Origin of the sequence: Mycolicibacter sp. MU0083, assembly GCF_963378075.1 — a bacterium.
In the GTDB taxonomy this organism is placed as follows: Bacteria; Actinomycetota; Actinomycetes; order Mycobacteriales; family Mycobacteriaceae; genus Mycobacterium; species Mycobacterium kokjensenii.
Genome location: NZ_OY726394.1, coordinates 3,618,646 through 3,631,410 on the forward strand (window position 1 = coordinate 3,618,646; position 12,765 = coordinate 3,631,410).

The following is a 12,765-nucleotide window of genomic DNA, read 5'->3' on the forward strand; positions in this document are numbered from 1 at the left end:
AAAGGCAGACGCCGGTGAGCGAGTCGTCAGAACAGCCCCACGCCTTCATCGAACAGCGTGGACACACCCTGATCCTGACCCTGAACCGGCCTGAGGCCCGAAACGCCCTGAGCACCGAGATGCTGGCGATCATGGTCGAGGCCTGGGACCGGGTGGACAACGATGACGAGATCCGCTCGTGCATCCTGACCGGCGCCGGCGGCTACTTCTGTGCGGGCATGGACCTCAAAGCCGCCAACAAGAAGGCGCCCGGCGACTCGTTCAAGGACGGCAGCTACGACCCGTCGCGCATCGACGGCCTGCTCAAGGGCCGCCGGCTGACCAAGCCGCTGATCGCGGCGGTGGAGGGCCCGGCCATCGCCGGGGGTACCGAGATCCTGCAGGGCACCGACATCCGCATCGCCGGCAAGAGCGCCAAGTTCGGCATCTCCGAGGCCAAGTGGAGCCTGTACCCGATGGGCGGCTCCGCGGTGCGCCTGGCCCGCCAGATCCCCTACACCATGGCGTGCGACCTGCTGTTCACCGGCCGCCACATCACCGCCACCGAGGCCCGGGAGATGGGCCTGATCGGCTACGTGGTGGAAGACGGCCAGGCCCTGACCAAGGCCCTCGAGATCGCCGAGCAGATCAACAACAACGGGCCGCTGGCCGTGCAGGCGATGCTGCGCACCATCCACGAGACCGAGGGCATGCACGAGAACGAGGCCTTCAAGCTCGACACGCAGATCGGCATCAAGGTGTTCCTGAGCGAGGACGCCAAGGAAGGCCCCCGGGCGTTCTCCGAGAAGCGGCCCCCGCAGTTCAAAAACCGCTGATGCGGGTCGCCGTCACCGGCGGCACCGGTTATCTGGGCGCCCACACCGTCAAAGCGCTGCTGACGGCCGGGCATTCGGTACGACTGCTGGTCGCTCCGGGCTGCGGTGACGAACCGGTCATCGGTCGGCTGCGCGAGTTGGGTTCACTCGAGGTCCTCGACGGCGACATCCGCGATACGGCCGTGGTCGCCGGTCTGTTGGACGGCTGCGAGGCGCTGTTTCACGCCGCCGGGGTGGTGGGCACCAACGACCGCCAGGAAAAGTTGATGTGGGACATCAACGCCCACGCCACCGAGGCGATCCTGAACCGGGCGGTGGCACTGAACCTGGACCCCGTGGTGCTGGTGAGCAGCTACAGCGCGCTGTTCCCGCCGCCGAACGGCGTCATCGGCCCGGACACGCCGACCGTGGACGGCCGCAGCGCGTACGCCCGCACCAAGGCCTACGGCGAGCGGGTGGCGCGCCGACTGCAGGCCGACGGCGCTCCGGTGGTGATCACCTATCCGTCCAGCGTGGTCGGGCCGGCATTCTGGACGGCGCCGGGCATCACCGAGCGGGGCTGGTCGGCGATCGCGCGGTATCGGGTGGCGCCCGTGGTGCGCGGCGGCATGGCGATGGTGGACGTCCGCGACATCGGCCGAGTGCACGAGGCGCTGATGCGCCCGGGCCGCGGCCCACACCGCTACGTGTGCGGCGGGATCCTGGTCGACTTCGGTCAGATGATCGACGCGGTGGAAGAGGGCCTCGGTCAGCGGGTGCGCCGAATCCGTGTTGCGCCCAGCGTTTTCCGCGGTATCGGCCGGGTCAGTGATCTGGTGAGCAAGTTCGCCGCATTGCCGGAGAGCCTCAGTTATGAAGCGGCATGGCTGCTGACCACTCCCACGCCGACGGATGATTCGGCGACGTTGAGTGAGCTGGGCTTGGAGTGGAGTTCGCCGACCGACGCGATTATCGAGGCGCTGCGGGCATAGGGCGACCGGGCGCCGGCGCGTCGCGCCACGTCGTCCCCGCAGCGGTTCAACCTGGGCATACGTCGTCACAACGCAGTGACCGGTCGCGACTGGATCGACTTACGGATCACCAAGGAAGACACCGAGGGCAACATCCTCGGCCAAGTCGCGGACGCCTGGGCGCGTCGCGCGTGCACTCCCCGTGACTTTCGGGCGAGATTTCCGCACTGACACCTTCGGCGACGGGCTAGAGCACCGGAGCCGTCGGGGTGAACACCACCGGCATCGATTCCAGGCCGCTGACGAAGTTCGCCGGCCGCAGCGGCAAAGCCTCACCGGATGCCAACCGCAGGTCGGGCAGGCGCTGAAGGACCCGTTGCGTCATCAACCGCAACTCCAGCCTGGCCAGCTGATTGCCAAGGCAGAAATGCGTACCGAACCCGAATGCCAGGTGGCTGTTGGGTTCTCGGGTGATGTCGAAGCGTTCCGGGTCGTCGAACACGGTTTCGTCGAAGTTGGCCGACTCGAACAGCAGCAGCATCTTCTCGCCCTCGCGAAGCTGCGTACCGCAGAATTCGGTGTCGCGGGTCAACGTGCGGCACATGTTCTTCACCGGCGAGGTCCAGCGCAGCATCTCCTCGATCGCCACCGGCAGCCGGTCGGGTTCGCGTTGCAGCATGTCCCATTGCTCGGGGTGGCGCAGCAGCGCGGCAGTGCCGCCCGAGAGGGTGTGCCGGGTCGTCTCGTCGCCGCCGATCAGGATCAGCAGGGTCTCGAAGACGATCTCGTCGTCAGTCATCCGTTGCCCGTCCACCTCGGCGTTGACCAGGATGGAGAACAGATCGTCGGCGGGTTCGGCGCGGCGTTTACCGATCAGGTCCATGGTGAAAGCGGTGTAGGCGCTGAACGCCTCCATCACGGCCTGGAAGGTGGCCGATTCCGGGTCCAGGTGCGAGCTGAGCCCGCACACCAGGTCATCGGACCACTTCAGCAACATGCCGCGCTCTTCGGGCAGCACGCCGAGCATGTCGCCGATCACCGCCATCGGCAGTGGCGCGGCGATGTCGCGGACGAAGTCGCATTCGCCGCGCTCGCAGACCGCGTCGATCAGCGTGTCGCACAACGTCTCGATGGACGGCAACTGGGCGTGCACTCGCTTACGGGTGAAACCGGCGTTGACCAGTTTGCGGCGCAGCAGGTGTGCCGGGTCGTCCATGTCGATCATGTAGGGGAAGCCGGGCTGATCAGGACGAATACCGCCGGCGTTGGAGAACACCTCCGGCGTGCGTTCGGCCTCGATCACGGCCTGATAGGTCGACGCCGCAGCCAGCCCGTTGCGGTCGCGGAAGACCGGCTCGTTGGCACGCATCCACCGGTAGGCGGCGTGAGCCCCGCCGTCGGCGTAGAACGTGCCGTCGGTCAGATCGACATCGGGCTTGGTGGTCGAGTCCTGTTCGGCCATTACCTCGGTCATCTAGATCCTCCCGATTACAGTGGGCGTCATGGCTCTTTCGCAGCACACCATCGCTGGCACTGTGCTTACCATGCCGGTCCGCGTCCGTCACGCAGACGTGCATACCGCGATGTTCTCAGTCGACGCCGATGCAGCGCAGGCGATGATCGACTACAGCGGACTGCAGGTCTTCCAGCATCGGCCAGGGCGTTCCGTCGTCAACCTGATGTTGGCGCGCTACATCGACGGTGACCTCGGCGGCTACCACGAATTCGGTACCGCGGTAATGGTCAACCCGCCGGGTACCAAGGCCCGTGGTTTGCGTGCGCTGAGATCCGCCGGCGCATTCATCCACCACCTCCCCGTCGACCAGGAGTTCACCCTGGAGGCCGGGCGCACCATTTGGGGCTTCCCAAAAATCATGTCGGACTTCACGGTTCGTGACGGAAAGACCTTGGGTTTCGATGTGGCCGCCGACGGCCAGCACATCATCACGATGGAGTTCGGTCGCGGGCTGCCGGTGCCCGGCCTGTTCACGTCACGCCCGCAGGTGCTGCAGGCGTTCAGCCACATCGACGGCGCTACCCGGCAGGTGCCTTGGGAGATGAAGGTTTCCAACGTGCGCGGTGCGCTGGGCGGTACGCAGATCCGGCTGGGTACCCACCCGTATGCCCGCGAGTTGGCCGCGCTCGGCCTGCCGAAGCGGCCGATGATGTCCTCGACGGTGGGCCACGTCGAAATGACCTTCGGCGACGCCGTGGTGATCACGCCCTAGCGAGCGTGCTTGGCCACCGCCACCGCTAGATGCCACGCCAGGTGGTAGCGGGAAAGTTCTTCACTGCCGTCGATCAGGGCGTCGATGGCGGCCAACAACATCCAATCGGAGACGTCTTCGGGCGTGTGCCGGGGATAGGCCCCCAGCACTTGCTCCTGCATGTCGGTGAGTACCTGACGGAAGATCTCGACTTCGTTGTCGGCGACGCCCGATCGACGCGCCACCGCACGGGCCACGGTCTGCACGATGCGCGGCAAACGCCCACTGGTACCCGCCGCGTCGATGAGCATCGGGCCTAGCTCGTCGACATGCTGGCCGTAGCGGGCACGTTCGCCGCCGCCGGGCAGCAGATCATTCGATCCGGGTTCGGCGACATAGGCATTCGGCTGATGTTCGACGGCTGCGATCACCGCGCCGAGCAGGTCTACCGCACTGGTCTGTGGACGGCGGTGGGCCGGACCCAGCACGGTCACGCCCGGCGGGAGCTTGACGATCGGCGGTATCCAACCGCCGGCCAGATCGGTGGTCAGGACCGTCGTCGTCTCGTCATCGCGCAGCCCCGCCGCCCAGGCAAGGCCTGGCGCCTGACGAGCCACCGCGTCGACCTTTCGCTGCAGGTCCTGGCGTTCGGCCAGTCGCCGCGCAGCCGTACCGGCGCCAGCCCCGGCGGTGGCGCCGACCCCCATATTCGCGGCCACCGAAGCACCCGACTGCCCACCACCGGCCGCCGGTCTGCCCGATGCTGCCGAACGGTCTCCGGTCGACGCCACCGTGGGGCCACCGGAGGCCGGCGCGGTGGGACCACCGGGCGCAGGCGCCGCGGGGGAACCGGGAGCCGCCGGCGCGACGGGTGCCGACGCAGCCGCCGGGCGCAGGTCGGCCCCGTACCCGGGCAGCGGCCCCGACGGTGTCACGGGGGTGGGACCGATCTGCGCCGACGTGACGGAAGCGGGAGTTGGGGCGACCGGCGCGGCCGTCTGGGGCACCGGTGACGTCGCCGTTGTCGGAGTGATCCCCGCGGCCGGTGTCTGCTGAGCGATGTCTTGCGCCGAACCGGCCAATCGGGCCACGTTGCCCAGCATCCCTCCCGACATGGGTGTCACCTGCGGCGACGGCGGGACCTGCGGGGTCGATGGTTGCCCCTGCCCCGTAGCGTCCGCGCCGCCGTGCGACAACGGAGAGCTCAGGCCACCCGCGCCGGGCGAACCACCGGACACGGGCGAGGCGAAGGCTTGGCTCGGGCCGCCGCCCGCCATTCCAGAAGGGTCTGGAGCGCCGACTCCCCCGAGTCCGGGCATGCCCGACGCGAGTGGTGAATTACCGGCGATCCCGCCGCCTGGGGTGCTGATGCCGCCGGGGAGGCCGGCTGCAGGGGAAGAGGCGAGGGTACCGCTACTAGCACCCGCAACGCCCTGACTACCACCATTGCCAGCACCGCCATTAGCAGTGCCACCTCCCGGTTGGCCCGCAATCGCATTGCCCGGATCGGCCCCTGAATGACCGGTACCCGCATTCCCAGTGCCACCCACTGCATGGCCTGCACCTGCATTACCAGTCCCGCCGCCAGAACGACCCCCGCCAGCGTTGCCAGAAGGGCCGCTTCGGGAACCCTCCCCAGCGATAGATACTCCCGAATTGCCTCCGCCCGCGTGACTCGAAACGGTGCGATCCCCACCGCTCCTGCCTGCACTGGCCGCTCCCCCGTCGCCATCGCCAGCGAACGGGGGCCCATTGGCTTCGAGTCCGCTGTTGCCACCCGCCCCGCCATCCGATCCGTTAGATCCCGCTCCGTCGGACGATTGAAAACTGGACGCGTCGAGTCCACCCTGGCCTCCGTCAAAATTCAACATCCGGGAAATTTCATCCGGCGTCAAATCGGCCTGCCGTGGCGGCGGTACCGCAAAATTCGCACCCCGAGACTTCAACCACTTTTCAGCATTTCCATCAATACCTAATTGATCAAACAGCTTCTGAGTGATGCCCACTATGGAATTATTAGAATTTGCCGCAGCGGTTCCAGCTTGACGATTCGCTTCGCCCACAATTCCGCTTATCGCTGACGCTTTGATGCTTGCCGGCATATCTTTCTTCAAAATTTCGTCAATCTGAGAATTCGCCGACTTTGCAATACTATCCAACGCGCCCCGTAGACAGGTAACTACACCAACGGCAGCGTCGTTAGCTTCACCCTTGGACCGACAAGCGTGGGCAAAGTCAAGTAACCGTTTCCGGTACGCACGCAGACGCCGCAACATATCTTCAGCAGTTACACCGGCGTTCCGTTCGCCAAGTTGGGCGCAGAGTCCGTCAATTTCTTCCGCTTCACGCTCTTTTATTATGCACTGCCCAGTCCAAAATGAGACTGCTTCAATTGACTGGATAGGCTTCGAAGGCCACCAAGCGCCTATCAGCAGGGGCGTAAAAGGCCTTGAATCGGGTAGGTCAGTCACCGCACAGTCCCTGCATCACACGATCCTTGGCGTTAGTGTCGCCAACGGCCGCATCCCATTGCTCATCGGTGGACATTCCCATTGTGCCAATTGCCGCCGTAGTTTGATATGTCTTAGCTAACGCCCGAGCAGCGTCTCTATATTTCTCCTCCAACGCCGGATCGGCAGCAGCGGTCTCAAGAATCAGCGCCCCGTTGATCATCGATATCCGAGCCAGGACAACATCATTCCCGGGCTGTGTCTCAATATTCAGAGCATGACCAGCCAACCGGTACCGATCACACAACTGCGCCTTCGCCTCAGCCTTTTGCGCCGCCGTATAACTCGGAGCGTCCCCCGCCCCCGCGCCTGACCGACTCAACGCCACGATCAACGCCGCCGCCGCAAGGACCAGCGCCAAGCTGGAAAGGACCATCGCGGGCCAGGTCCGACTACGGGTGGGTGACGTCTGGGGCCAAGGCTGATTCATAGTCACGCTACGGATCGTATCCCCGGGAGGCGCATCGGCGCTTACATCATCTTTACGCAGGTAGATGCCCCGCCGGGCTCACCGAAGGCAGCCTCGGCGCACGCCTCCGCACGCGAACGCCAGAGCCGCCCCGGGCAAACGCTTCACCATGCCCCTGCGGCATGACCGACGCGAGAGTGCGCCCGGGCAGGACTACCTCAAGCAGACGCCGCCGCAGCTACACCAGGCCGGCCGAGCAAACCCGGCCGGCAACCCATGCGCTAGACCAGCGAGGCCAGCTGCTCAATCTGCTCGGTGCTGCGACCGCTGACCACCATCATGGTGACCCCCGCGGCCTCCCAGACCTTGATCTGCTTGCGGACATAGTCGATGTCCCCGACGATCGCGGCGTCATCCACCAGCTCGTCGGGGATCACCTCGGCGGCCTTGTCCTTCTGGTTGTTGCGGAACAGCTTCGTCACGTCGTCGACGACCTCGGCATAGCCCATCCGGCGGTAGACGTCGGCGTGGAAGTTCGTGTCCTCGGCGCCCATGCCACCCATGTAGAGCGCCAGGTACGGCTTCATCCCCGCGAACGCCGCAGCGCGATCGTCGGTGATCACGATGTTGGCGGTCGCGCAGATCTCGAAGTTCTCGCGGGTACGCCGCGCGCCGGGCCGGGCGAAGCCTTCATCGAGCCACTCGTTGTACATGCCGGCCAGTCGGGGCGAGTAGAAGATCGGCAGCCAGCCGTCGGCGATCTCGGCGGCCAGCGCGATGTTCTTCGGTCCCTCGGCGCCGAGCATCACCGGGATGTCGGTGCGACGGGGGTGGGTGATCGGCTTGAGCGCCTTGCCCAGCCCGGTGGTGCCCTCACCGCTGATCGGCAGCGGGTAGTGCGGACCGGCGCTGGTCACCGGGGCCTCACGCGCCCAGACCTGACGCAGGATGTCGATGTACTCACGGGTGCGAGCCAACGGCTTACCGAAACGCTGGCCGTACCAACCCTCGACTACCTGCGGCCCGGACACACCCAGGCCCAGAATGTGCCGCCCGCCGGAGAGGTGGTCCAGCGTCAACGCGGCCATGGCGCACGCGGTCGGGGTGCGCGCCGACAGCTGCACCACCGACGTACCCAGCCGCACCCGCGACGTCGAGGAACCCAACCAAGCCAGCGGCGTGTAAGCGTCGGACCCCCAGGCCTCGGCGGTGAACACGGCGTCGAAATCGTTATTCTCGGCCGCGGCCACCAGTTCAGCGTGGTTCTGCGGCGGCTGCGCGCCCCAATAGCCCAGTTGCAGTCCCAGCTTCATCCTTGGCTCCTCGATTGCCTGCTTGCCACCATTGTTAGAACCTGTTCTACTCGATGCCGTGACTGCTAGCCAAAGCCACCGCGCGCAGATCGATGAGCATGAGCCACCCCTCTCTGCGCCGCTGAAGTTGTCCTTCGACTACACACGTTCAGTCGGCCCCGTCCTCGGCGCGTTCTTCACCGCCCTGCGTGAGCGCCGCATCGTCGGCGTCCGCGGATCCGACGGACGCGTCTATGTGCCGCCAGCCGAATACGACCCGGTGACCTACGAACAGCTCACCGAGATCGTACCGGTGGCCAGTGTCGGCACCGTGGTCTCGTGGTCGTGGCAGCCCGAGCCGCTTGAGGGCCAGCCGCTGACGGTCCCGTTCGCCTGGGCACTGATCAAGCTCGACGGCGCCGACGTACCGATGCTGCACGCGGTCGCCGTCGACAGCCCCAAGGACATCAGCGCCGGCACCCGGGTGCACGCACACTGGGCCGACGAGACCGTCGGCGCGATCACCGACATCGCCTACTTCGCCGTCGGTGAAGAACCCGAGCCGGTGGGCGACTCCACCGACGACCGGGATCCGGTGACCATGGTGGTCGTCCCGACCAGCCTGGAGATCCAGCACAGCGCATCGCGCCCGGAGAGCGCCTACCTGCTCGCGCTGCAGGAGGGCAAGCTGCTCGGTGCCCGCACCGGCGAAGACGGCAAGGTGTACTTCCCTGCGCGCGAAGCCGATCCGGCTACCGGACAGCAGCTGGACAACTTCGTCGAACTGTCCAACACCGGCACGGTGACCACCTTCGCCATCATCAACATCCCGTTCGCCGGCCAGCGCATCAAGCCGCCGTACGTGGCCGCCTATGTGCTGCTCGACGGCGCAGACATCCCGTTCCTGCACCTGATCCAGGAGATCGACGCCGCCGAGGTGCGGATGGGCATGCGTGTCGAAGCGGTCTGGAAGCCCCGCGAGGAGTGGGGCCTGGGCATCGACAACATCGAATACTTCCGGCCGACCGGCGAACCGGACGCCGACTACGACACCTACAAGCATCACCTGTGAGGGGCAGCATGACGCAACGCGATGTCGCGGTGGTGGGATTCGCCCACGCCCCGCACGTTCGCCGCACCGACGGCACTACCAACGGCGTCGAGATGTTGATGCCGTGTTTCGCCCAGTTGTACTCCGACCTGGGCATCGCCCAGACCGACATCGGATTCTGGTGCTCCGGTTCATCGGATTACCTTGCTGGACGCGCATTCTCGTTCATCTCGGCGATCGACTCGATCGGCGCGGTGCCGCCGATCAACGAGTCGCACGTGGAGATGGACGGCGCTTGGGCGCTGTACGAGGCCTACATCAAGGTGTTGACCGGCGAGGTCGACACCGCGCTGGCCTACGGGTTCGGCAAATCCTCGGCCGGCCAGCTGCGCCGGATCCTGGCCCTGCAGACCGACCCCTACACCGTCGCTCCGCTGCTGCCGGACTCCGTCTCGATCGCCGCGCTGCAGGCCCGCATGGGGCTCGACGGCGGTCAGTGGACCGCCGAGCAGATGGCCCGGGTGGCACTGGATTCGTTCGCACAGTCCGACCGCGTGGACTCCGTGGAATCGACGACGAACCTCGACGAACTGCTTGAGCGTCCGTTCTTCGCCAACCCGCTGCGCCGCCACGACATCGCGCCGATCACCGACGGGGCCGCCGCGATCGTGTTGGCCGCCGGCGACAAGGCCCGCGAACTGTGCGAAAACCCGGCCTGGATCACCGGTTTCGAACACCGCATCGAGTCCCCCGTGCTGGGCAGCCGGGATCTGACCCGTTCGGCGTCCACCACCGCCTCGACACTGGCCGCCACGGGCGACGACATGCCTGCGGTGGACGTGGCCGAGATCCACGCGCCGTTCACGCACCAGCACCTGATCCTGACCGAGGCGATGCGACTGCCGTCGAAGACGAAGGTCAATCCATCTGGAGGCGCCCTGGCGGCCAACCCGATGTTCGTCGCCGGCCTGGAACGCATCGGTTTCGCCGCACAGCACATCTTCAACGGCTCGGCGGGCCGGGTACTGGCCCACGCCACCAGCGGTCCTGCCCTGCAGCAGAACCTGGTCGCAGTGATGGAAGGACGCAACTGATGGCCGGTCAATTGGCTGCGGTGCTGGGCACCGGGCAGACGAAGTACGTCGCCAAGCGCCACGACGTATCCATGAACGGCTTGGTGCGTGAGGCTATCGACCGCGCACTGGCCGACTCGGGTTCGACGTTCGACGACATCGACGCCGTCGTGGTCGGTAAAGCACCGGACTTCTTCGAGGGCGTCATGATGCCCGAGTTGTTCATGGCCGACGCCATGGGCGCCACCGGCAAGCCGATGATCCGGGTGCACACCGCAGGCTCGGTGGGCGGCTCGACCGCGATCGTCGCCGCCAGCCTGGTCAAGGCCGGTAAGTACCGGCGAGTGCTGGCGATGTCCTGGGAGAAGCAGTCGGAGTCCAACGCCATGTGGGCGTTGAGCCTGCCGGTGCCCTTCACCAAGCCGGTCGGCGCCGGTGCCGGCGGCTACTTCGCCCCGCACGTGCGCGCCTACATCCGTCGTTCCGGGGCTCCGCTGGACACCGGCGCGATCGTCGCGGTCAAGGACCGGCTCAACGGGGCCCGCAACCCGCTGGCTCACCTGCATCAGCCCGACATCACCGTCGAGAAGGTCATGGCGTCCCAAATGCTGTGGGACCCCATCCGTTTCGATGAGACCTGCCCGTCCTCGGACGGCGCGTGCGCCATCGTGATCGGCGACGAGGAAGCCGCACAGGCCCGGGTCGACGAAGGCCACCCGGTGGCCTGGATCCACGCCACCGCGCTGCGCACCGAACCGCTGGCCTACTCCGGCCGCGACCAGGTCAACCCGCAGGCCAGTCGAGACGCCGCCGCCGCACTGTGGCGCGACGCCGGCATCACCAGCCCGATCGACGAGATCGACGCCGCGGAGATCTACGTGCCGTTCTCCTGGTTCGAGCCGATGTGGCTGGAAAGCCTGGGATTCGCCCCCGAAGGCGAAGGCTGGAAGCTGACCCAGGCCGGCGAGACCGCGATCGGCGGGAAGATCCCGGTGAACGCCTCCGGTGGGGTGCTGTCGTCCAACCCGATCGGCGCGTCCGGAATGATCCGGTTCGCCGAGTCGGCGATCCAGGTGATGGGCAAGGCCGGCGATCACCAGGTGCCGAACGCACGTAAAGCACTGGGCCACGCCTATGGCGGTGGCGCGCAGTACTTCTCGATGTGGGTCGTCGGCGCCGACAAGCCCGCCAACTGAAAGGACTACCCGCATGAATGCAGATCACCCCGCCCACGTAGCAGGTAAGCGCTCGCGCGACGCCGTCATCGCCCGCGACAAGGAAGCCTGGCTGGCGGTCTTCGCCGACGACGCGATCGTGCAGGACCCCATCGGGCCGTCGCACTTCGACCCGGAGGGCAAGGGCCACCGCGGCCGCGACGAGATCTCGGCGTTCTGGGATAAGGCGATCGCGTCCACCGACAAGATCGAGTTCAACTTCTCCGACACCTTCCAGTGCGGTGACGAGGAAGCCAACACCGGCAACATCACCATCACCATGGGTGGCCACCAGATCGTCACCGAGGGTGTCTTCACCTACCGGGCGAACGAGAAGGGCGAACTCGTCGCGCTGCGCGCCTACTGGGAGTTGGACCGGGCTGCCAAGACCGCCCGCAAGCTCTGATTCGCACCGTCATTCGTTGACGGGTGCCACCACCCGGAGTAATTTGCGGCGCATAGCCGCGATCAGACAAGGCGACGTGTTCGACGAGCGCTCGCCTCTCCAGGGGGTGGATGATGCGGATCAATGCGTTGACGGCACTTGCCGGCGCTGCGATGGGGTGCGGCGCCGCACTCGCCGCTCCCGCCGTTGCGGACGTCATCGATGACGCCTGGCCCTACGGCTCGAGCTACCCGCTGGCGCTGCCCGGTTTTGCGCTGATCGCCCAGGGGCACGGCACCAACGAGGGTCAGGATGCCTTCGGTCCCGTCACCGATTCGTGGGGCGACTACGTGGCCACCCACACCATCGGCGGCAGCGATTCCTGGTACACCGTCCACGACAGGACGTTCATCATCCCGGGCCTCTACACCGATCAGCGCACGGAGGTCACAGGCATCGTCGACGACTCGACGGACTATCCCGGCGTGGGAACGATTTTCGACAAGATCGAACTGTTCCGCAGCAACAGCCCCATCGGCGCGATCGACTGGTTCACCACCACCAGCATCAACGATCCGGATCGGGGATACGCCACGCAGTTCACCCTGACGCCACTGCTGAACAACACCTTTGTATTCACCGACGCCGGCATCAAGGACGTGATGAGCGGTTTTGGCCAGCAGTTCACGCTGTTCGAGGTCCCCTTCTCCGACACCTCCGGCGCGGGGGGCGCCACGGGCGTCGACGACGGGTTTACTCAGCTCATGGCCGAACTGACCGATCCCGCGCTGAATACGACAGACCTGGCGTGAGCCCTCGCCCCACGCTCCGCCGCTTCGAACCCTGAACCGCCATTGAC

Annotated in this window: 12 protein-coding genes; 8 read left to right on the forward strand and 4 right to left on the reverse strand. The window is 66.3% G+C overall.

All coding sequences use genetic code 11. The features are described 5' to 3' along the window. Nucleotides 1-14: 14 nt before the first annotated feature. Both RCP38_RS17035 and RCP38_RS17040 read left to right on the forward strand, forming a co-directional pair. Nucleotides 15-815 carry a crotonase/enoyl-CoA hydratase family protein gene (locus RCP38_RS17035; RefSeq protein WP_308474099.1) on the forward strand — a complete coding sequence of 267 codons (801 nt, stop codon included), beginning with the start codon at nucleotides 15-17 and terminating at the stop codon, nucleotides 813-815. Continuing rightward, nucleotides 815-1,786: an NAD-dependent epimerase/dehydratase family protein gene (locus RCP38_RS17040; protein ID WP_308474100.1), complete on the forward strand. Its 972-nt coding sequence runs from the start codon at nucleotides 815-817 to the stop codon at nucleotides 1,784-1,786. Before RCP38_RS17035 ends, RCP38_RS17040 begins: the two co-directional genes overlap by 1 nt. A gap of 226 nt (nucleotides 1,787-2,012) precedes the next feature. Here the strand turns inward: RCP38_RS17040 and RCP38_RS17045 are convergent, their stop codons facing one another. Next, a complete protein-coding gene (locus RCP38_RS17045; protein ID WP_308474101.1) occupies nucleotides 2,013-3,239 on the reverse strand; it encodes a cytochrome P450 in 1,227 nt (408 codons plus the stop codon). A gap of 28 nt (nucleotides 3,240-3,267) precedes the next feature. Between RCP38_RS17045 and RCP38_RS17050 the strand changes: the two genes are divergently transcribed. Continuing rightward, a complete protein-coding gene (locus tag RCP38_RS17050) occupies nucleotides 3,268-3,993 on the forward strand; it encodes an acetoacetate decarboxylase family protein (protein ID WP_308474102.1) in 726 nt (241 codons plus the stop codon). On the opposite strand, the gene RCP38_RS17055 is transcribed toward RCP38_RS17050, so the two are convergent. From RCP38_RS17055 to RCP38_RS17065, 3 genes are all read right to left on the reverse strand, one after another. Continuing rightward, nucleotides 3,990-5,087: a DUF5631 domain-containing protein gene (locus RCP38_RS17055; RefSeq protein ID WP_308474103.1), complete on the reverse strand. Its 1,098-nt coding sequence runs from the start codon at nucleotides 5,085-5,087 to the stop codon at nucleotides 3,990-3,992. The genes RCP38_RS17050 and RCP38_RS17055 overlap by 4 nt on opposite strands. A 1,348-nt stretch (nucleotides 5,088-6,435) precedes the next feature. Beyond that, nucleotides 6,436-6,858, reverse strand: coding sequence for a hypothetical protein (locus RCP38_RS17060; protein WP_308474104.1), 423 nt, complete (start codon nucleotides 6,856-6,858; stop codon nucleotides 6,436-6,438). Between the two features lie 314 nt (nucleotides 6,859-7,172). Beyond that, nucleotides 7,173-8,204, reverse strand: coding sequence for an LLM class F420-dependent oxidoreductase (locus RCP38_RS17065; RefSeq protein ID WP_308474105.1), 1,032 nt, complete (start codon nucleotides 8,202-8,204; stop codon nucleotides 7,173-7,175). 58 nt (nucleotides 8,205-8,262) lie between these two features. Here RCP38_RS17065 and RCP38_RS17070 point away from each other — a divergent pair, with 58 nt between their 5' ends. The 5 genes from RCP38_RS17070 to RCP38_RS17090 all read left to right on the forward strand — a co-directional run bounded on the left by RCP38_RS17070 (nucleotide 8,263) and on the right by RCP38_RS17090 (nucleotide 12,718). Then, on the forward strand, nucleotides 8,263-9,255 hold the full coding sequence (locus RCP38_RS17070; protein ID WP_308474106.1) for a Zn-ribbon domain-containing OB-fold protein: 993 nt from the start codon (nucleotides 8,263-8,265) through the stop codon (nucleotides 9,253-9,255). Between the two features lie 8 nt (nucleotides 9,256-9,263). Next, nucleotides 9,264-10,328, forward strand: a complete 1,065-nt coding sequence (locus tag RCP38_RS17075; RefSeq protein ID WP_308474107.1) for a thiolase domain-containing protein — start codon at nucleotides 9,264-9,266, stop codon at nucleotides 10,326-10,328. Then, a complete protein-coding gene (locus RCP38_RS17080) occupies nucleotides 10,328-11,503 on the forward strand; it encodes a thiolase domain-containing protein (protein WP_308474109.1) in 1,176 nt (391 codons plus the stop codon). Before RCP38_RS17075 ends, RCP38_RS17080 begins: the two co-directional genes overlap by 1 nt. A 13-nt stretch (nucleotides 11,504-11,516) precedes the next feature. Then, nucleotides 11,517-11,927 (forward strand): nuclear transport factor 2 family protein, encoded by a 411-nt coding sequence (locus RCP38_RS17085; RefSeq protein ID WP_308474110.1) that lies wholly within the window; start codon nucleotides 11,517-11,519, stop codon nucleotides 11,925-11,927. Between the two features lie 113 nt (nucleotides 11,928-12,040). After that, on the forward strand, nucleotides 12,041-12,718 hold the full coding sequence (locus tag RCP38_RS17090; RefSeq protein ID WP_308474111.1) for a hypothetical protein: 678 nt from the start codon (nucleotides 12,041-12,043) through the stop codon (nucleotides 12,716-12,718). The last annotated feature ends 47 nt before the right edge of the window (nucleotides 12,719-12,765 follow it).

What these genes read in the sequence shown, in the direction of transcription:
- RCP38_RS17040 (WP_308474100.1), top strand. Translation starts at nt 815, where the DNA reads ATGCGGGTCGCCGTCACCGGCGGCACCGGTTATCTGGGCGCCCACACC.
- RCP38_RS17045 (WP_308474101.1), bottom strand. Translation starts at nt 3,239, where the DNA reads ATGACCGAGGTAATGGCCGAACAGGACTCGACCACCAAGCCCGATGTC.
- RCP38_RS17050 (WP_308474102.1), top strand. Translation starts at nt 3,268, where the DNA reads ATGGCTCTTTCGCAGCACACCATCGCTGGCACTGTGCTTACCATGCCG.
- RCP38_RS17055 (WP_308474103.1), bottom strand. Translation starts at nt 5,087, where the DNA reads ATGTCGGGAGGGATGCTGGGCAACGTGGCCCGATTGGCCGGTTCGGCG.
- RCP38_RS17060 (WP_308474104.1), bottom strand. Translation starts at nt 6,858, where the DNA reads ATGGTCCTTTCCAGCTTGGCGCTGGTCCTTGCGGCGGCGGCGTTGATC.
- RCP38_RS17065 (WP_308474105.1), bottom strand. Translation starts at nt 8,204, where the DNA reads ATGAAGCTGGGACTGCAACTGGGCTATTGGGGCGCGCAGCCGCCGCAG.
- RCP38_RS17075 (WP_308474107.1), top strand. Translation starts at nt 9,264, where the DNA reads ATGACGCAACGCGATGTCGCGGTGGTGGGATTCGCCCACGCCCCGCAC.
- RCP38_RS17080 (WP_308474109.1), top strand. Translation starts at nt 10,328, where the DNA reads ATGGCCGGTCAATTGGCTGCGGTGCTGGGCACCGGGCAGACGAAGTAC.
- RCP38_RS17085 (WP_308474110.1), top strand. Translation starts at nt 11,517, where the DNA reads ATGAATGCAGATCACCCCGCCCACGTAGCAGGTAAGCGCTCGCGCGAC.
- RCP38_RS17090 (WP_308474111.1), top strand. Translation starts at nt 12,041, where the DNA reads ATGCGGATCAATGCGTTGACGGCACTTGCCGGCGCTGCGATGGGGTGC.